At 67.7% G+C, this 18,150-nt stretch carries 20 protein-coding genes; 7 read left to right on the top strand and 13 right to left on the bottom strand.

Annotated elements, in window-relative coordinates:
• Genes BLP62_RS02630 through BLP62_RS02620 form a run of 3 tightly spaced genes read left to right on the top strand, consistent with a single transcriptional unit; the run spans position 1 to position 2,310 of the window.
• On the top strand, positions 1-1,005 hold the full coding sequence (locus BLP62_RS02630) for an ABC transporter ATP-binding protein (protein ID WP_093005580.1): 1,005 nt from the start codon (positions 1-3) through the stop codon (positions 1,003-1,005).
• The gene (locus tag BLP62_RS02625; protein WP_093005578.1) at positions 1,002-1,778 is read left to right on the top strand and encodes an ABC transporter permease; all 777 of its coding nucleotides are present in this window, start codon (positions 1,002-1,004) and stop codon (positions 1,776-1,778) included. The genes BLP62_RS02630 and BLP62_RS02625 overlap by 4 nt, the downstream gene beginning before the upstream one ends.
• Positions 1,779-1,785: 7 nt before the next feature.
• A complete protein-coding gene (locus BLP62_RS02620) occupies positions 1,786-2,310 on the top strand; it encodes a Uma2 family endonuclease (protein WP_093005576.1) in 525 nt (174 codons plus the stop codon).
• Here the strand turns inward: BLP62_RS02620 and cimA are convergent.
• The 7 genes from cimA to BLP62_RS02585 form a co-directional block, all read right to left on the bottom strand.
• Positions 2,291-3,865, bottom strand: coding sequence for a citramalate synthase (gene cimA / locus BLP62_RS02615; RefSeq protein ID WP_093005574.1), 1,575 nt, complete (start codon positions 3,863-3,865; stop codon positions 2,291-2,293). The genes BLP62_RS02620 and cimA overlap by 20 nt on opposite strands.
• Positions 3,859-4,377, bottom strand: a complete 519-nt coding sequence (locus BLP62_RS02610; RefSeq protein ID WP_244880374.1) for a GNAT family N-acetyltransferase — start codon at positions 4,375-4,377, stop codon at positions 3,859-3,861. The genes cimA and BLP62_RS02610 overlap by 7 nt, the downstream gene beginning before the upstream one ends.
• 28 nt (positions 4,378-4,405) lie before the next feature.
• Positions 4,406-5,968 (bottom strand): 2-isopropylmalate synthase, encoded by a 1,563-nt coding sequence (locus BLP62_RS02605; protein WP_093005570.1) that lies wholly within the window; start codon positions 5,966-5,968, stop codon positions 4,406-4,408.
• A 52-nt stretch (positions 5,969-6,020) separates the two neighbouring features.
• Positions 6,021-7,034 carry a ketol-acid reductoisomerase gene (gene ilvC, locus BLP62_RS02600; RefSeq protein WP_093005568.1) on the bottom strand — a complete coding sequence of 338 codons (1,014 nt, stop codon included), beginning with the start codon at positions 7,032-7,034 and terminating at the stop codon, positions 6,021-6,023.
• Positions 7,031-7,543 carry an acetolactate synthase small subunit gene (gene ilvN, locus BLP62_RS02595; protein WP_093005566.1) on the bottom strand — a complete coding sequence of 171 codons (513 nt, stop codon included), beginning with the start codon at positions 7,541-7,543 and terminating at the stop codon, positions 7,031-7,033. Before ilvN ends, ilvC begins: the two co-directional genes overlap by 4 nt.
• Complete coding sequence (gene ilvB, locus BLP62_RS02590; protein WP_093005564.1) at positions 7,540-9,228, bottom strand: biosynthetic-type acetolactate synthase large subunit; 1,689 nt, start codon at positions 9,226-9,228, stop codon at positions 7,540-7,542. The genes ilvN and ilvB overlap by 4 nt, the downstream gene beginning before the upstream one ends.
• A 154-nt stretch (positions 9,229-9,382) precedes the next feature.
• A complete protein-coding gene (locus tag BLP62_RS02585; RefSeq protein WP_093005562.1) occupies positions 9,383-10,363 on the bottom strand; it encodes a YpdA family putative bacillithiol disulfide reductase in 981 nt (326 codons plus the stop codon).
• Between the two features lie 36 nt (positions 10,364-10,399).
• Between BLP62_RS02585 and BLP62_RS02580 the strand changes: the two genes are divergently transcribed.
• The 3 genes from BLP62_RS02580 to BLP62_RS02570 all read left to right on the top strand — a co-directional run bounded on the left by BLP62_RS02580 (position 10,400) and on the right by BLP62_RS02570 (position 13,248).
• Entirely contained in the window at positions 10,400-11,137 is a 738-nt protein-coding gene (locus BLP62_RS02580) for a TerC family protein (protein WP_093005560.1), read from the top strand.
• A 21-nt stretch (positions 11,138-11,158) separates the two neighbouring features.
• The gene (gene fumC, locus BLP62_RS02575) at positions 11,159-12,559 is read left to right on the top strand and encodes a class II fumarate hydratase (RefSeq protein WP_093005558.1); all 1,401 of its coding nucleotides are present in this window, start codon (positions 11,159-11,161) and stop codon (positions 12,557-12,559) included.
• A 74-nt stretch (positions 12,560-12,633) separates the two neighbouring features.
• Positions 12,634-13,248: a superoxide dismutase gene (locus BLP62_RS02570; RefSeq protein WP_093005557.1), complete on the top strand. Its 615-nt coding sequence runs from the start codon at positions 12,634-12,636 to the stop codon at positions 13,246-13,248.
• A 25-nt stretch (positions 13,249-13,273) separates the two neighbouring features.
• Here BLP62_RS02570 and mqnB read toward each other — a convergent pair whose 3' ends face one another.
• From mqnB to infC, 6 genes are all read right to left on the bottom strand, one after another.
• Positions 13,274-13,936 (bottom strand): futalosine hydrolase, encoded by a 663-nt coding sequence (gene mqnB / locus BLP62_RS02565; RefSeq protein ID WP_093005555.1) that lies wholly within the window; start codon positions 13,934-13,936, stop codon positions 13,274-13,276.
• The gene (locus BLP62_RS02560; protein ID WP_093005553.1) at positions 13,936-15,597 is read right to left on the bottom strand and encodes a glycerol-3-phosphate acyltransferase; all 1,662 of its coding nucleotides are present in this window, start codon (positions 15,595-15,597) and stop codon (positions 13,936-13,938) included. Before BLP62_RS02560 ends, mqnB begins: the two co-directional genes overlap by 1 nt.
• Positions 15,594-16,067 (bottom strand): COG2426 family protein, encoded by a 474-nt coding sequence (locus BLP62_RS02555; RefSeq protein WP_093005551.1) that lies wholly within the window; start codon positions 16,065-16,067, stop codon positions 15,594-15,596. The genes BLP62_RS02560 and BLP62_RS02555 overlap by 4 nt, the downstream gene beginning before the upstream one ends.
• A 47-nt stretch (positions 16,068-16,114) precedes the next feature.
• Positions 16,115-16,471, bottom strand: a complete 357-nt coding sequence (gene rplT, locus BLP62_RS02550) for a 50S ribosomal protein L20 (RefSeq protein ID WP_093005549.1) — start codon at positions 16,469-16,471, stop codon at positions 16,115-16,117.
• An 11-nt stretch (positions 16,472-16,482) separates the two neighbouring features.
• The gene (gene rpmI, locus BLP62_RS02545) at positions 16,483-16,680 is read right to left on the bottom strand and encodes a 50S ribosomal protein L35 (RefSeq protein ID WP_093005547.1); all 198 of its coding nucleotides are present in this window, start codon (positions 16,678-16,680) and stop codon (positions 16,483-16,485) included.
• Between the two features lie 89 nt (positions 16,681-16,769).
• The gene (infC, locus tag BLP62_RS02540; protein ID WP_093005545.1) at positions 16,770-17,285 is read right to left on the bottom strand and encodes a translation initiation factor IF-3; all 516 of its coding nucleotides are present in this window, start codon (positions 17,283-17,285) and stop codon (positions 16,770-16,772) included.
• A gap of 92 nt (positions 17,286-17,377) precedes the next feature.
• Between infC and BLP62_RS02535 the strand changes: the two genes are divergently transcribed.
• Complete coding sequence (locus BLP62_RS02535) at positions 17,378-18,139, top strand: enoyl-CoA hydratase/isomerase family protein (protein WP_093005543.1); 762 nt, start codon at positions 17,378-17,380, stop codon at positions 18,137-18,139.
• The last annotated feature ends 11 nt before the right edge of the window (positions 18,140-18,150 follow it).

The raw sequence follows: 18,150 nt of genomic DNA, 5'->3' as shown, positions 1-18,150 counted from the left end.
ATGGCGGGCGCAAGCCCCATCGTGGTGGCGGAAGACCTCACCCGGCACTACCGGGTGGCCCTGAAGGAAGACTCCCTCCTGGGGACGCTCCGCCACTTCCTCCGCCGACGCTACCAGACCATCCGGGCCGTGGAAGGGGTTTCCTTCCGGATCCTTCCCGGGGAGGTGGTGGGGTTTTTGGGCCCGAACGGGGCCGGGAAGACCACCACCCTCAAGATGCTCACGGGCCTCGTCCACCCCACGAGGGGCAAGGCCCTGGTGGCGGGGCACGTGCCCTGGAGGAGGGAAAAGGCCTTCCTCAGGAAGATCACCCTGGTCATGGGGAACAAGCAGCAGCTCATCTGGGACCTCCCGGCCATGGACTCCTTCCGCCTGAACGCCGCCATCTACGAGATCCCTGAAGGGGAGTTCCGGAAGCGGGTGGGGGAGCTTGCGGAGATGCTCTCCCTGGAAAAGAAGCTTCACCAGCCCGTGCGCAAGCTCTCCTTAGGGGAGAGGATGAAGGCCGAGCTCTTGGCCGCCCTCCTCCACCGCCCGGAGGTCCTCTTCCTGGACGAGCCCACCCTGGGCCTGGACGTGAACGCCCAGGTGGCGGTCCGGGAGTTCATCCGGGAGTACAACCGCCGCTATGGGGCCACGGTCCTCCTCACGAGCCACTACATGGCGGACATCGCCGCCCTCTCTGAACGCGTCCTGGTCATCCACCAGGGGAGGCTCCTCTACGACGGGGCCCTCGAGGGGCTTTTGGCCCGGTTCGCCCCCTACCGGGAGGTGCGCCTCACCCTGGGAAGCCCCCTTCCCCAAGAGGCCCTCCTTCCCTTCGGCGAGGTGCGGGCCTTGGAGGGGCGGGAGGCGCGGCTTCTCGTGCCCCGGGAGAGGCTCACGGAGAGGGTGGCGGAGATCCTAAAGAGGCTTCCCGTGGAGGACCTCGAGGTCCGGGAGCCTCCCCTAGAGGAGGTCATCGCCAAGGTCTTCCAAAGCCCCCTTCCGGTGGAGGAGGCATGAGAAAGGCGCGGACCCTCCTCTCCGTCTACCTGGCCTACATGCTGGAGTACCGGGCGGAGCTTTTCCTTTGGGCCCTGGCGGGGGCGCTTCCCCTGATCCTCATGGGGGTCTGGACCGAGGCCGCAAGGGGCGGGGAGTTCCCCTTAAGCCCGGGGGAGTTCGCCCGCTACTTCCTCATGGTCTTCCTGGTGCGCCAGGCCACGGTGGTCTGGGTGGTGTGGGAGTTTGAGCGGGACGTGGTGGAGGGGAGGCTCTCCTTTAGGCTCCTCAGGCCTCTGGACCCTTTCTTTGATCACCTGGCGGCCCACATCGCGGAAAGGCTCGCCCGGCTTCCCTTCGTCGTCCTCCTCACCCTCCTCTTCTTCGCCCTTTTCCCCGAGGCCCGCTTTCTGCCGGAGCCCGGGGCCTTCCTCTTGGGCCTAGGCCTCACCCTCCTCGCCTTCCTCCTCCGCTACACCATGCAGTACGCCACCGCCATGCTCACCTTCTGGACGGAAAGGGCCACCAGCGTGGAGGAGGTCTTCTTCCTCCTCTACCTCTTCCTCTCGGGGACCATCGCCCCCCTCGAGGTCTTCCCCGAACCCCTAAGGGGCCTCGCCCTCCTCACCCCCTTCCCCTACCTCGTCTACCTCCCCGCGGCCCTCCTCGCCGGGCAGAAAGTGGCCCTCTTCCCCGGGCTCTGGGTCATGCTCCTCTGGGGCGTGGGCTTTCTCCTCCTCTCCCGCCTCCTCTGGCGGCTCGGCCTCAGGCGCTACTCGGGCCAGGGGGCATAATGGAGGCATGGTCACCCGCTACCGCTTCCGGGTAGAGGAGTTTGAGCGGGCCTTCCAGGGGGTGCCCCACGTGGAGCTCCTAAGGGGGGAGGTCTACCGGATGAGCCCCATCGGACCCAAGCACTTTTACGCGGTAATGCGCCTGGACCACAGGCTTAGGGAGGCTTTGGGCACAAAGGCCGTGGTGGCGGTCCAGTCCCCCTTGCGCCTCTCCGAGGACTCCGAGCCCGAGCCGGACCTCCTGGTGCTTAAGCCCCCCCTGGAGCGCTACGCCGACCGCCTCCCCACCCCGGAGGACGTCCTCCTCCTCGTGGAGGTGGCCGACACCTCCTTGGAGTTTGACCGGGAAGTGAAGCTTCCCCTCTACGCCGAAGTTGGCATCCCCGAGGTCTGGCTCGTGAACCTAAAGGAGAACCTCCTGGAGGTCCACCAAAGGCCCCGGGGCGGGCGGTACCGGGAGATCCGCCTCTTCTCCCCCGAGGAGGAGGTGAGCCCTTCCGCCTTCCCCGGGGTCAGGCTCCCCTGGGCGTAGGCACCGGGTAGAGGAGGGCGTAGGCGTACCCGTCGGTGAGGGCCTTGAGGGAGGCCTCGAGGATGTTCTCGCTCGCCCCCACGGTGGCGAAGCGCTCCTCTCCCCGGCGCATCTCCACCATGACCCGCACCCCCGAGTTCGTCCCCGCCTCCTGACCGGAGAGGATCCGCACCTTGTAGTCCGTGAGCTCCACCTCGGAAAGCTCCGGGTAGAACTGCAACACGGCCTTGCGGAAGGCCCGGTCCAGGGCGGAGACGGGCCCGAAGGGGCTTTCCGCGGCGGTGTGCTGGAGGCTCTCCCCCACCCTCACCCGCACCGTGGCCTCGGCCCAGGCGGTATCCAGGCCCCTTCCGTGGACGAAGACGGAGAAGCCCTCCACGCTGAAGGGGAGGGCCCCCCCCTTCAGGCGGTGGGCGAGGAGGTAGAAGCTCGCCTCCGCCCCCTCAAAGGCGTAGCCCTCGTACTCCAGGGCCTTGACCTCCTCCAGAAGGCGCCTCGCCTCCTCCTTGGAGAGGTCCACCCCGAGCTCCTGGAGCTTGGCGAGGAGGTTGGAGCGGCCCGAGACGTCCGAGACCAGAAAGCGCCTTTGGTTCCCCACCCACTCCGGGGGGATGTGCTCGTAGGTGCGGGGGTTCTTGAGGACGGCGGAGACGTGCACCCCGGCCTTGTGGGCGAAGGCCGCCTCCCCCACGTAGGGGGCGCGGCGGTTGGGGGTGAGGTTGGCCCGCTCGTCCACGAAGTGGGAAAGCTCCCTCAAAGCCTTTAGCCTCTCCGGGGGGATGGCGGGGATCCCGTACTTAAAGACCAGGGTGGGGAGGAAGCTCGTGAGGTTGAGGTTGCCGCACCGCTCCCCATAGCCGTTGATGGTGCCCTGCACATGGGTGGCCCCGGCCCGCACCGCCGCGAGGGCGTTGGCCACGGCGAGCTCGGCGTCGTTGTGGGGGTGGATGCCGATCCTCACCCCAGGAAACCGCTCCACCACCGCCTTGGTGATGGCGTAGACCTCCTCGGGGAGGCTCCCCCCGTTGGTGTCGCAAAGGACCAGGGTGTCGGCCCCGCCCCTTAGGGCGGCCTCCAGGGTGGCGAGGGCGTAGGCGGGGTCTTCCTTGTAGCCGTCAAAGAAGTGCTCGGCGTCGTAGACCACCCGCCTGCCCTTCCGGGCGAAGAAGGCCACCGTCTCCTCAATCATGCGGAGGTTCTCCTCCAAGGAGGTCTCCAGGGCCTCGAGGACGTGGAAGGTCCAGCTCTTGCCGAAGAGGACCACCACGGGGGTCTCGGCCTCGAGGAGGGCCAAGACCGAGGGGTCCTCCTCCGGGGAAAGCCCCTTTCTCCGGGTAGCCCCGAAGGCCGCAAGCTTGGCCGCCCCCAGGTCCACCCCCTTCATGCGCTGGAAGAACTCGGCGTCCTTGGGGTTGGAGCCGGGCCAGCCCCCCTCAATGAGGTGGACCCCGAAGGCGGCGAGGCGCCTCGCGATGGCCACCTTGTCGTCCACGGAGAGGCTTACCCCCTCCCCTTGGGTGCCGTCCCTTAAGGTGGTGTCCAGAATTTCTACCACTTCTGCTCCCCTAGGTCAAACCCATAGGCCACTTCCCAGAGCTTAGCCCCACCCAGCTCAATCTCCCGCTCCCCCAGGAGCACCCCGCCCAGGTGCTCGTAGAAGCCCCGTCCCTGGGAGTTCTCCTTGAGGACCCAGACCAGCATCCGCCCATAGCCCTCTGCCTGAAGCAGCCGGGCTCCCTCGTGGAACAAGGCCCGCCCCAGGCCCTTACGCTGCCAGGTGGGAAGAACGTAGATGGCCCAAAGCTCCGCGGTGTAGCCGGGAAAGCCGGAAGCCCTATCCGGCCCAAAGGCAGCGAAACCCACCACCTCCCCGGCCTCAGCCACGAAAAGCCGGCCGGGCCAGGTGGGGTCTCTCAGCCCCCGGGCCCACCGGTCTGCTTGCCCTTCGTAAGAAAGCTCCTCCAGGAAAGCCTCCGGCACCACGCCCCGGTAGGTGGCCCGCCAAGTATCCACCAGGACCTGAGCCACCCCAGGGAGGTCCCCTAGCCCGGCCCTGCGGATCCGCACCACGGACGCCTCCTAAAAGCCCCCACCCCTAGACCCCGCGGTGGACCTCCTCAATGGAGGGCGGGTGGCGGGTAGCCCGGCCCGAGGCGAGCTTCCCCGCGGCGTCCAAAAAGGCCAAGGCGCTCGCCTCAATGATGTCCGGGGAGACCCCCACCCCCACGGCCTGGAGCTCCCCGAGCCGGAGGCGCACCGTCACCTGGCCCAGGGCCTCGGTGCTCCCGGTGATGGCCTCCACCCGGTAGAGCTCAAGCTCCGGCCTCAGGCCGATGGCCTCCTCCAGGGCCTTGTACACCGCGTCCACGGGGCCGTCCCCGGTGTGGGTGGCCACCCTCTCCCCTTCGGGGGTCCTCACCTTGACCGTGGCCGTGGGCAAAAGCCCGGAGCCCGAGAAGAACTGGACGTGCTCCAGCTGGAAGAAGTGGGAGGCGGGCTCCCGCTCGCTTTCCACCAGGGCCTGGAGCTCCTCGGCGGAGAGGGGGCCTTTCTTCTCGGCGATCTCCTTGAAGCGGGCAAAGAGCTTCTTCAGCTCCTCCTCGGAGAGGTCCTTGTAGCCCAGGTCCTCCAGGGCCTTCTTAAAAGCCGCCCGGCCCGAGTGCTTGCCGAGGACGAGCACAGCGGGCCGCCTCCCGATGAGCTCGGCGTCCATGATCTCGTAGGTGGAGCGGTGCTTGAGGACCCCGTCCTGGTGGATGCCGGATTCATGCGCGAAGGCGTTGTCCCCCACGATGGCCTTGTTGGGGGGGACGGGCATCCCGGTGTAGCGCTCCACCAGGCGGCTCACCCGGTAGATCTCCCGGGTGTTCACCTGGGTGTAGGCCTTGTAGAAGTCCCGGCGGACGTAGAGGGCCATGACCACCTCCTCGAGGGCGGTGTTCCCCGCCCGCTCCCCGATGCCGTTGATGGTGCACTCCACCTGCCCCGCCCCGTTCAGCACCCCCGCCAGGGCGTTGGCCGTGGCCAGGCCCAGGTCGTCGTGGGTGTGGGTGGAGATGACCACGTCCCGCCCCCGCACCACCTCGTCGCGGATCCTGCGGATCAGGGCCCCGTACTCCTCCGGGGTGCCGTAGCCCGTGGTGTCGGGGATGTTGATGGTGGTGGCCCCGGCCTCAATGGCCACCTCGTAGAGGCGCTTCACGAAGTCCCAGTCCGCCCGCATCACGTCCTGGGCGGAGAACTCCACGTCGTCCACGTAGCGCCGGGCGTAGCGGACCATCTCGTCCGCCATCTCCAAAACCTCCTCCTCCGTCTTCTTGAGCATGTACTGGAGGTGGATCTTGGAGGCGGAGGTGAAGACGTGGATCCTGGGCCTCTCCGCCCGCTCCAAGGCCTTGGCCGCCTGGTCTATGTCCAGGGTGTGGGTGCGGGCGAGGGCGGCGATGACGGGGCCCTTGACCTCGGCGGCGATGCGCCTCACCGCCTCAAACTCCATGGGCCCCGATACGGGGAAGCCCGCCTCAATGATGTCCACGTTGAGCCGGGCGAGGGCCTGGGCGATCTCCAGCTTCTGGTCCAAGGAGAGGGCCACCCCGGGGCTTTGCTCCCCGTCCCTGAGGGTGGTGTCAAAGATCCGGATGTGCCGTTCCTTTTCCATTTTTTACCTCCCGAAAACGCACGGGGCCCCCGAAGGGGCCCCGCAAGGTCCCTTAGCCTACCTCCTCCAGTACCCTGGCCTTGAGGAAGGGCATCATGGCGCGAAGCCTCGAGCCCACCTCCTCAATGGGGTGGGCCGCCCAGCGCTTGCGGTTGGCCTCCAGGACGGGGGTTCCCGCCTGGTTCTCCAGCATCCACTCCCGGGCGAACTCCCCGGTCTGGATCTGGCGCAGGATCTCCCGCATGCGGCGCTTGGTCTCCTCCAGGGGCACGGCAAGCTCGCCCCGGGTGTAGTCCCCGTACTCCGCGGTGTTGGAGATGGAGTAGCGCATGCCCCTAAGCCCCGCCTCGTAGATGAGGTCCACGATGAGCTTCACCTCGTGGACGGTCTCAAAGTAGGCCATCTCCGGAGGGTAGCCCGCCTCCACCAGGGTCTCAAACCCCGCCTGGATGAGCCGGGTGAGGCCCCCGCACAAGACCGCCTGCTCCCCGAAGAGGTCCGTCTCCGTCTCGTCCTTGAAGGTGGTGGGGATGACCCCGGCCCTGGCCGCCCCGATGGCCTTGGCGTAGGCGAGGGCGGTGGGGAAGGCGGCACCCGAAGCGTCCTGGTGGACCGCCACCAGGGCGGGAACCCCGCTTCCCTTCCCGTACTCCGAGCGCACCAGGTGGCCCGGGCCCTTGGGGGCCACCATCCAGACGTCCAGGTCCTTGCGGGGCTTGATCTGGCCGAAGTGGATGTTGAAGCCGTGGGCGAAGGCCAAGGCCCCGCCCTCCTTCAGGTTGGGCTCCACCTCCTCCCGGTAGACCTGGGCCTGCTTCTCGTCGGGGAGGAGGACCATGACGATGTCCGCCTCCCGCACCGCCTCGGCCACGGGGAGGACCCTAAGCCCGGCGGCCTCCGCCTTCTCCCAGCTCCTAGAGCCCTTTCGCAGGCCCACCCGCACGTCCACCCCCGAGTCCTTGAGGTTCAGGGCGTGGGCGTGCCCCTGGGAGCCGAAGCCCAAGACCGCCACCTTCTTGCCTAGGATGAAGCCAAGGTCCGCGTCGTGCTCGTAGTAGATCTTCATACCGCCTCCTTTTTCTCCCGCACCTTCAAGACCCGGTCCCCCCGGCTCATGGCCACCGCCCCGGTGCGCATGACCTCGAGGATCCCGTAAGGCCTTAAGGCCTCAATGAAGGAGTCTACCTTCCTGGAGTCCCCGGTGAGCTCCAGGATCAGGCTCTTCTGGGCCACGTCCACCACCCTCGCCCGGAAGGCCTCCTGGATGTCCTTCACCGCCAGGCGCTCCTCCACCCCGGCCACGTGGACCTTGACCAGGGCAAGCTCCCTTTCCACGTGGGGCTCGGTGTGGTCCGTGACCTTCAGCACCTCAATGAGCCGGTTGAGCTGCTTCTCCACCTGCTCCAGGGTGCGGTCGTCCCCCGAGACCACCAGGCTGATGCGGGAAAGGCCCGGCTGGTGGGTGGTGCCCACGGCGAGGCTTTCCAGGTTGAAGCCCCGCCTTGCGAAGAGGCTCGTGATGCGGTTCAAGACCCGGGGGTGATCCTGCACGAGGACGGAGATGACGTGCCTCACGCCTCCACCTCCTCCCGCTCCGCGGGGTGCTCTATGATCATGTCCTCGGCGGCGCCCCCGGCGGGGATCATGGGGAAGACCCCTTCCTCCTGGTAGACCTTGAACTCGGCCACCACGGGGCCATCGGTGTTCAAGACGGCCTCCACCCCCTTCCTGAGGTCCTCCTTCCGCTCCACCTTCACCCCCTTGATCCCATAGGCCTCGGCGAGCCGGGCGAAGTCGGGGTTGGAGTCCGCCAGGTAGACCTCGCTGTAGCGCTTGGCGTGGAAGAGGTCCTGCCACTGGCGCACCATGCCCAGGTAGCCGTTGTTCAGGATGACCACCTTCACGTCCAGCCCGTACTTCACCACCGTGGCGAGCTCCTGGAGGGTCATCTGGAAGGAGCCGTCCCCGTCAAAATCCAGGACGAGCTCCTCGGGGCGGGCGATCTTGGCCCCGATGGCGAAGGGAAGCCCCACCCCCATGGTGCCGAGGCCCCCGCTGGTGAGGAAGCTCCTGGGCCTGGTCACGGGGAAGAACTGGGCGGCGAACATCTGGTGCTGCCCCACCCCGGTGGTGACGATGGCGTGCCCCCCCGTGGCCTCGTGGAAGGCCCGGATCACCTCCTGGCTTTGCAGGTGGGGCTTGGGCTTATAGCGCAAGGGGTAGCGGGTGCGCCACTCCTCAAGCTGCCGCCACCAGGCGGCGAGCCTCAAGGCCTTCGCCCCCTTGAGGAGCTCCTTGAGGACGAGCCTCGAGTCCCCCACGATGGGGATGTGGGTGCGCACCACCTTGCCGATCTCCGCAGGGTCTATGTCCACGTGGATGATGGTGTGGGCGTGGGGGGCGAAGCGGGAGACCTTGCCCGTGACCCGGTCGTCAAAGCGGAGGCCGATGGCCAGGATCACGTCCGCGTGGTGGATGGCCCGGTTGGCGGCCACGGTGCCGTGCATCCCCGGCATCCCGAGCCAAAGGGGGTGGTTTCCCGGGAAGGCCCCAAGGCCCATGAGGGTGGTGATCACGGGAAGCCCCGTCTTCTCGGCGAAGGCGAGGAGCTCGGCGTGGGCGTGCTGGGCCCCACCCCCCACCATGAGGACGGGGCGTTCCGCCTTCTCCAGGGCGTCCAGGGCCTTCTCTATCTGCTTGGGGTGCCCCTTCAGGGTGGGCTTGTAGCCGGGGAGGTCCAGGGGCACGTCAAAGCTTCCCGTGAACTCCTCCAGCTGGACGTCCTTGGGGATGTCAATGAGCACGGGGCCGGGGCGGCCGGTGGAGGCGATGTGGAAGGCCTCCTTCACCACCCGGGGGATCTCGTTCACGTCCTGGACCAGGTAGTTGTGCTTGGTGATGGGCATGGTGACCCCGGTGACGTCCGCCTCCTGGAAGGCGTCGGTGCCGATGAGGGCCCGGGGGACGTTCCCGGTGATGGCCACCACCGGGGTGGAGTCCATCATGGCGTCCGCGAGGCCCGTGACCAGGTTCAGGGCCCCGGGGCCTGAGGTGGCCATCACCACCCCCACCTTGCCGCTGGCGCGGGCGTAGGCGGTGGCGGCGTGCACCCCGCCTTGCTCGTGCCGCACCAGGATGTGGCGGATGGGGCTATCGTAGAGGGCGTCGTAGGTGGGCATGATCGCCCCACCCGGGTGGCCGAAGATCACCTCCACCCCTTCCCGCTCCAGCGCCCGTAAAAGTGCCTCCGCTCCCTTCATGGACCCCTCCTTAAACTTGAACCCCCCGGTTGGCCCGGGGGGTTATGGGATGCGCCCTAAAACGCTACGCCCTACCCCCCGCTGGCCCTACGATTAGGACCAGGGCTAGGGATAGGGCGAGTCCGGCGCGCATCTTGGGGCTAAGGATAGCCCCCTAAGGCCTTGGTGTCAAGCCCCGCACCCTGGCGGCGATGGCGGCGAGGGCGAAGCGGGCCTGCTCCCGGCCGTTCTCTATGAAGACGGAGCGGGTGTCGGGCCCGTAGGCGCAGGAGCCGATGGCGAAGAGGCCCCGCAAGGAGGTCTCAAACTCCGGGGAGAGCACGGGCTTTTCCCCCTGGTACGCCACCCCCGCCTCCCTAAGGAGGCGGTCTTCAGCCCGGTAGCCGATGAGCACCAGCACAAAGTCGGCGGGCAGGAACTCCCGCCCTTCTGGGCGGGAAAGCCAAAGCCCCTCCGGGGTGATGGCCTCCACCTCCGCCTCCATCACCGCCCGGATGCTCCCCTCCTTCACCCGGTTCTCAAAGTCGGGGAGGAGCCAGTACTTCACGCTGGGACGGACCCACTTCCCCCGGTGGACGAGGGTGACCCTCGCCCCGCCCCGGTAGAGGTCCAAGGCGGCCTCCACCGCCGAGTTGGACCCCCCCACCACCGCCACCTCCCGCCCGAAGAAGGGGGCGGCCTCCTCGTAGCGGTGGAGGACGTGGGGGAGGTCCTCCCCGGGGACGCCCAGGCGGTTCGGGTTCCCGAAGTAGCCCGTGGCCACCACCACGTACCGGGCCGGGAAAACCCCTTCCCCCTTGCGGTCCTTGGCCAGGACCTGAAAGTCCCCCTCCCGGCCCCGGATGGCCAGGACCTCGGTGTAGGTGAGGACGCTTAGCCCCTCCCGCTCCGCCACCCGCTGGTAGTAGAGGAGGGCCTCCTTGCGGGTGGGCTTGGGGCCTTGGGCGACCAGGGGATGGCCCCCGATCTCAATGTTCTTGGCCTCGGAGAAGAAGACCATGTCCCGGGGAAAGCGGTAAAGGGTCTCCGCCACCGTGCCCCGCTCCAGCACCAGGTGGGAAAGGCCGAGGCGCTTGGCCCAAAGGGCGGCGCAAAGCCCCACGGGCCCCGCCCCCACCACCAGGACGTCCACCATGGCCTTAAGTCTAGGGCACCCGGTAGACTCCTTCCCATGGACTGGCTCACGAACCCCGAGATCTGGGTGGCCCTCCTCACCCTCACGGTCCTGGAAGTGGTCCTCGGCGTGGACAACGTGATCTTCATCAGCATCCTGGCCTCCAAGCTCCCCAAGGAGGAACAGGACCGGGCCCGGGTGGTAGGGCTGAGCCTCGCGGCGGTGACCCGCATCCTCTTCCTCCTCTCCATCGCCTGGATCATGGCCCTTAAAAAGCCCCTCTTCGCCCTCCTGGGCCACGAGGTCACGGGCAAGGACCTGGTGCTCCTCGCCGGGGGGCTCTTCCTCATCTACAAGTCGGTGAAGGAGATCCACGAGCGGCTGGAAGGGGAGCCCGGCCACGCGGCCAAAAGGGTGGCCCCCTCCTTCGCCTCGGTGATCGGCCAGGTGCTCCTTTTGGACATCGTCTTCTCCATAGACTCCGTCATCACCGCCGTGGGCCTCACCTCCTACGTGCCGGTGATGGTGGCGGCCATCCTCATCTCGGTGGGCATCATGCTCGTGGCCTCCAAGGGCATCTACGCCTTCGTGAACCGGCACCCCACGGTGAAGATGCTGGCCCTCTCCTTCCTCCTCCTCGTGGGCTTCACCCTGGTGGCCGAGGGCACGGGGGTGCACATCCCCAAGGGCTACGTGTACTTCGCCATGGGCTTCGCCGTCTTCGTGGAGTGGCTGAACCTCCGGGCTGGGCTTAGGGGAAGCCCGGTGAAGCTCCACGACCCTTACGAGGAATAAAATCAGAGGCGGAGGTGGCTTATGGAATACCGGGTGGAGCGGGACACCATGGGCGAGGTGAAGGTGCCGGCGGACCGCTACTGGGGGGCCCAGACCCAGCGCTCCTTGGAACACTTTAGGATCGGGGCCTGGCGCTTCCGCATGCCCCTCGAGGTCATCCGCGCCTACGGGATGCTGAAGAAGGCCGCGGCCAGAGCCAACCTGGAGCTCGGGGAGCTTCCCGAGGAGATCGGGAGGGCCATCATCCAGGCGGCGGAGGAGGTGGTCCAGGGGAAGCTGGACGACCACTTCCCCCTGGTGGTCTTCCAGACGGGAAGCGGCACCCAGACCAACATGAACGTGAACGAGGTCATCGCCAACCGGGCCTCGGAGATCCTGGGGAAGCCCCTGGGCTCCAAGTACGTCCACCCCAACGACCACGTGAACCGGGGCCAAAGCTCCAACGACACCTTCCCCACCGCCATGTACGTGGCCATGGCCCTGGCCCTTCACCAAAGGCTCTACCCGGCGGCGGAAGGCCTGATCCAGACCTTTGAGGAAAAGGCCAAGGCCTTTGACGGCATCGTCAAGATCGGCCGCACCCACCTCATGGACGCCGTGCCCATCACCCTGGGCCAGGAGGTGGGAAGCTGGGCCGCAGAGCTCAGGAACACCCTCTCCATGGTGAGGGAGGCGGAAAAGGGCCTCTACAACCTCGCCATCGGGGGCACGGCGGTGGGCACGGGCTTAAACGCCCACCCCCGCTTCGGGGAGCTCGTGGCCAAGTACCTGGCGGAGGAAACGGGCCTCCCCTTCCGGGTGGCGGAAAACCGCTTCGCCGCCTTGGCCGCCCACGACGAGCTGGTCTTCGCCATGGGGGCCATCCGCACCCTGGCCGGGGCCCTGATGAAGATCGGCAACGACATCCGCTGGCTGGCCTCGGGGCCTTACGGGGGGATCGGGGAGATCTTCATCCCCGCCAACGAGCCCGGGTCCTCCATCATGCCGGGGAAGGTGAACCCCACCCAGGTGGAGGCCCTCACCATGGTGGTGGTGCGGGTCTATGGCAACGACCACGCCGTGGCCTTCGCGGGAAGCCAGGGGAACTTCCAGCTCAACGTCTTTAAGCCGGTGATGGCCGACGCCGCCCTCGAGTCCATCAAGCTCCTCGCCGAGGCCATGGAGTCCTTCAACGAGCACCTGGCCAAGGGGATTGAGCCCAACCTGGAGCGCATTGAGGAGCACCTCCAGAAGAACCCCATGCTGGCCACCGCCCTCAACAAGGCCATCGGCTACGACAAGGCGGCGGAGATCGTCAAGAAGGCCATCAAGGAGAAGAAGACCCTGAAGCAGGCGGCCCTCGAGCTCGGCTACCTCACGGAGGAGGAGTTTGACCGCATCGTGGTCCCCATGAGGCTCGCCAAGCCCCACGAGGGGGCGTAGGCGGCGCGGGGCTTTGTGAGAAAGGCCACCCCCCTGGGGGTGGCCTCCTTTATAGTGGGAGGCGGAGGTGAAGTATGCCGTACCCGTTCAAGCTTCCGGAGCTAGGCTACCCCTACGAGGCCCTGGAGCCCCACATTGACGCCAAGACCATGGAGATCCACCACCAGAAGCACCACGGGGCCTACGTGACGAACCTCAACGCCGCCCTGGAGAAATACCCCTACCTGCATGGGGCGGAGGTGGAAGTCCTCCTGAGGCACCTCGCCGCCCTCCCCGCGGATATCCAGACCGCCGTGCGCAACAACGGCGGCGGCCACCTGAACCACAGCCTCTTCTGGAAGCTCCTCACCCCAGGGGGCGCCAAGGAGCCCGTGGGGGAGCTGAAGAAGGCCATTGACCAGGAGTTCGGGGGCTTCCAGGCCCTCAAGGAGAAGCTCACCCAGGCGGCCATGGGCCGCTTCGGCTCGGGCTGGGCCTGGCTCGTGAAGGACCCCTTCGGCAAGCTCCACGTCCTCTCCACCCCCAACCAGGACAACCCGGTGATGGAGGGCTTTACCCCCATCGTGGGCATTGACGTCTGGGAGCACGCCTACTACCTCAAGTACCAGAACCGCCGGGCCGACTACCTCCAGGCCATCTGGAACGTCCTCAACTGGGACGTGGCCGAGGAGCTCTTCCAGAAGGCCTGATCCCCATGGCCTTCGCCGGGGGGCCCTACGGGGCCCCCTCTTCGGCGAGGAGCTGCCTTACCGCCTGGGCCAGGGCGGAAAGGGCTTCCTTGGTGCGCCAACGGGCCTTGTCCCGCACCCCGGCGGGGTTGGAGAGGGCCCTGAGCTCCGCCCCCCTCACCCCCAGGGCCAGGCAGGCCCGGGCGAAGGCCGCCCCCTCCATGTTCTCCAGGGAAGCCCCCCACCGCTGGGCCAGGGCCAGGGCCTCCTCGAGGGTCTCCGAGACCAGGTCCCGGGTGAGGCCCACGGCCACCTTCAGGCCAAGCCCCTGGGCGAGCCCTTGGGTAAGGCCGGGGTCCAAGGGAAAGCGGTTGAAGTAGCGCCTTTCCCCAAGGACCAAGGCGGGGAAGCCCAAAGGCGCTAGCCCCTCCTTGAGGCCCAAATCCGCCTCCACCTCCTCCCCCACCAAGACCGCCTCTCCCAAAGAAGGCCCCCCGGGGTAGGCCCCGGCGAGGCCGAAGAGGAGGGCCTTTTCCACGGGGTTTCGGACGGCGTAGGCCGCAAGGGCCATGGCGGCGTTCACCTTGCCGATTCCCGTCTCCAGGTAGACGAAGCCCTTTCCCTTAAGGCCCCGCCAGGCCAGGAAGGCGAAGGGCTCCCCTTTGAGGAAGGGAGCCTCGAGGCGGGTGGGGGAAAGAAGGAGCCACACTACTCCACCACCTTAAACCCCAAGGCCTCGGCCCGCTCCACGAAGAACTGGATGTTCTCCGCCCTGACCTCCCCCCCGAGGCTTTTCCGGTCAAAGGCCTCCTCCGCCGCCAGGACCATGGTCTCGGCGAGGCAGGCGGGCACCTGGTCGGGGGCGCCGAAGTGGAGGTCCAGGGTGGCCCTCGCCTCCCCGGGAAGCCGCACCACCCCCCCGGGGATCACCCTTACCCCCGGCACCTCCCTGACGGAGGGGTGGACGTCGGGGGGGACGCCCTCGTCGTAGATCCAGGCCCCGGGCTTCACGTGCTCGGGGTAGATCACGGGGTTGGGATCGCTGGTGGCGGTGAAGACGAGGTCCGCTTCCCGGATGGCGGCGACCTCCGTGGTCGCCACCAGCTCGGGGGCCTCCCCCTTTCTTTCCAGGTTCTTCCTGAGGCTTTCCGCCGCCCGCTCAAGCCTTTCCAGGTCCCGCCCCACCAGGATGAGCCGCCCCACGTAGGGGGCGATCTGGCGGGCGATGCCGAAGGCCACCACCCCGTTCGCCCCCACCACGGCCGCCGTGACCCCCTTCAGGTCCTTGCCGCTTTGGGCGAAGTGGGCGAGGATCCTGGGGATGGCCGCGCGGACGGTGCCCGCGGTGTAGGCCCCGCCGTTCGTCACCTCAATGCCCGGCACGGCCTCCTGCACCCGCTTCCCCTTCTCCCCCACCACGCTCCAGAAGGCCCCGAGGCCCACCACCGTGGCCCCGAGCTCCTGAGCAAGCCGCGCCCCCTGGATGGCCCGCCGCACGGCGAGCTCCGGCTTGGCCTTGATCTGGTGGGGCAAAAGGGGGGCGGAGAGGAGGTGGCAGAGGACCTCCCGCCCGTCCGCCGTCCGCACCCCCCGCACCTCCCCCACCTTCATGGGGCGGAAGCGCTCGGCGAGGCGCTCTATCCACTCCTGCTTAAGGAGGCCCAGGCGCACCAGGGGCCTGAGCCAGCGGAAGCGGGGGCTCTGCCAGAAGTCCTCCAGGGTCAGGGGGTGGATGAGAAAGGCGCAGACCACCTGCTTCTCCGAGGGAAGGGGCAAGGGGTCGCCGAGCTTGGGCTCCGTGCCCTCGAGGATCCGCCCCAGGTTCTCCTTGTAGCGCCAGAGGGCGAGGAGAAGGAGGGCGAAGGCGAGGAGCTTTTCCCCAAGGCCGAACCCCCCGAAGAGCACCACCCCTAAAAGCCCCAGGGGAAGCCCCAAGGCGGCCAAGGAGGCGTAGCCCGTGAGGGCGTAGAGGACGAGGCCCAAGGCCACGGGGACAAGGCCCAAGGCGGGGGGGAGGGGAAGGCCCGCCAGCACCCCCAGAAGCACCCCCGCCCCCTTGGCCCTTAGGGGCCAGGGGTCCCGGAAGAAGAGGGGGTAGAGGTGGCCCAGGTAGACCGCCACCCCCAAGGCGAGAAGCCCGGCAAAGTCCAGCCCCAAGGCCCGCCCCAGGAGGAGGGGCAGGTAGCCCTTGAGGAAGTCCAGGAGGAAGGAAAGGACCAAGAAGCCCAGGCCCAGGCGCCTCATGGCGCTTTCCAGGCCCAGGGCGTAGGGGCTTGCCGTGCGCAGGTCCACCCCGCGCCTTCGGGCGAGCCAGTGCCCCAAAGGCAAGGCGCCCGTAAGGTAGGCCAAAGGAAGGAGGAGGGCCGTCATCGCAGGTAGTTTAGCCCCGCCACCGCCCCTCCGGTGAGGAGGAGGACGAGAAGGCCCGCCGCCAAGACCCCCAAGGAGATGGCGAGAAGGGCGTAGCGCCGTTTAAGCCCGAGGACCACGGCGAGCACCGCCCCGCTCCAGGCCCCGGTTCCCGGCAAGGGCACGGCCACGAAGAGGAAGAGGCCCAAGGCCCCCAGGCGCTGCACCTGCTCCTCGCCCTTCAGGCGCACCCGGGCCTCGAGGGCCTCCCAGAGTCGGGCGAGGGCAGGCACCCGGGTGGCGACCCCCACCGCCCAGGGCAGGAGCCAAAGGGCCAGGGGGGCCACCAGGAGGTTGCCCAGGAGGGCCAGGGAAAAGGCCTCCCAGAGGGGAAGGCCCAGGGCCACCCCGAGGGGAATGGCCCCCCGGAGCTCCACCACCGGGAGGGCCGCCACCAGGAGGACGTAAAGCTGTGGCGGGATGCCGTCCATTTTAAAAAAGGCGCCGGGCCCATGGACCGGCGCCCCTTCCTCGGGCCTTACGCCCGGGCCGCCTTGGCCCGCTCCACCAGCTCGGCGAAGGCCTCGGGCTCCCGCACCGCAAGGTCGGCCAGGACCTTGCGGTCCAGCTCCACCCCCGCCTGCTTCAGGCCGTGGATGAAGCTGGAGTAGTTCATGCCATGCTGGCGGCAAGCGGCGTTGATGCGCACGATCCAGAGCCTGCGGAAGTCCCGCTTCCGCCGCTTGCGGTCCCGGTAGGCGTAGTTCCCGGCGGCGAAGAGGGTCTCCCGGGCCTTGCGGAAGCTCTTGGAGCGCAGGCCCCAGTACCCCTTGGCCAGCTTCAGGATCTTCTTGTGCTTCCTGCGGCGGACGAATCCGGTTTTGGCGCGCGGCATCCCTTACCTCCTCACTCGTAGGGCAGGAGGAGCTTGATCCGCTCCGCTTCCGGCTTGGCCAGGGTGAACTTCCGCCCCTTCTGGCGGACCTCCTTCCCCGACTTGTGCCAGTTCAGGTGCCGCTTGCCCGTCTTCATGGCCACCACCTTGCCCGAAGCGGTGATCTTGACCCGCTTCTTGGCGCCCTTGTGGGTCTTCATCTTCGGCATAAGCCTCCTCCGCCCTGGGAAGCGCCCCCAGCGGGGGTCTTGGGTGCTCCCCAAAGCCTTCCCACTATACCAGAGGGAGGCTACCGGGTCTAGGCCGACACCTTGGCCGGGGCCAGGAGCATGTTCATGTCCCGGCCGAGGATCTCGGGCTTCATCTCCACCACCGCCATCCCCTTGAGGTCCTCGGCCACCCGCTGGAGAAGCCTCTCCCCCAGCTCGGGGTGGGCCATCTCCCGTCCCCGGAACATGATGGTCACCTTGACCTTGTGGCCTTCCTCCAGGAAGCGCTTGATATGCCCCAGCTTGGTCTGATAGTCGTGCTCGTCAATCTTGACCCGGAACTTGATGGACTTCACCTCGGTGCGCTTGGCCTTCTTCCGGGCCTCCTTCTCCGCCACCTGCTGCTCGTAGCGCCACTTGGAGTAGTCCATGATGCGGGCCACGGGGGGGTCGGCGGTGGGGCCCACCAGGACCAGGTCCAGGTCCTGCTCCTGGGCCAGGCGCAGGGCCTCCCGGGTGTCCATGATGCCGAGCTGCTGCCCGTCGGCGCCGATGACGCGGACCTGTTTCGCACGGATGCGTTCGTTGGTCAGGTACTCCTTTATCTACACCACCTCCTCGCCCGCTAGGCTTCTACGGCACCCTTTGCGGGCTAAGGGGAGTGTAGCAGGAAAAGCCCCTCGGCTACAATGGGGGCATGGTCCAGGTGGAAGAAGGTCTCGTGGCCACGGTGTTCCTGAACGATCCCGAGCGCCGCAACCCCCTCTCCCCCGAGATGGTGGCGGGCCTCCTGGAGGCCCTGGACCGCCTCGAGGCCAACCCCGGGGTGCGGGCGGTGGTCCTCACGGGAAGGGGGAAAGCCTTTAGCGCCGGGGCGGACCTGGCCTTCTTGGAAAGGGTCACGGAGCTCGGCGCCGAGGAGAACTACCGCCACTCCCTCTCCCTCATGCGCCTCTTCCACCGCCTCTACACCTACCCCAAGCCCACGGTGGCCGCGGTGAACGGGCCAGCGGTGGCGGGGGGGGCGGGGCTTGCCACCGCCTGCGACCTGGTGGTCATGGACGAGGAGGCAAGGCTCGGCTACACCGAGGTGAAGATCGGCTTCGTGGCCGCCTTGGTTTCGGTGATCCTGGTGCGGGCCGTGGGGGAGAAGGCCGCCAAGGACCTCCTCCTCACGGGAAGGCTCGTGGGGGCAGAGGAAGCCAAGGCCCTGGGCCTGGTAAACCGCATCGCCCCTTTAGGAAAGGCCCTGGAGGAGGCGAAGGCCTTAGCGGAGGAGGTGGCGAAGAACGCCCCCACCTCGCTCCGCCTCACCAAGGAGCTCCTCCTCTCCTTACCGGGGATGGGCCTCGAGGACGGCTTCCGCCTCGCCGCCTTGGCCAACGCCTGGGTGCGGGAGACCGGGGACCTGAGGGAGGGGATCCGGGCCTTCTTTGAGAAGCGGCCGCCCAGGTTCTGAGTAGACTCTCC

Origin of the sequence: Thermus arciformis (assembly GCF_900102145.1) — a bacterium.
Lineage (GTDB): Bacteria > Deinococcota > Deinococci > Deinococcales > Thermaceae > Thermus > Thermus arciformis.
The sequence above is the reverse complement of the archived record's forward strand: the minus strand, read 5'-3'. Positions and strand labels throughout refer to the sequence as shown.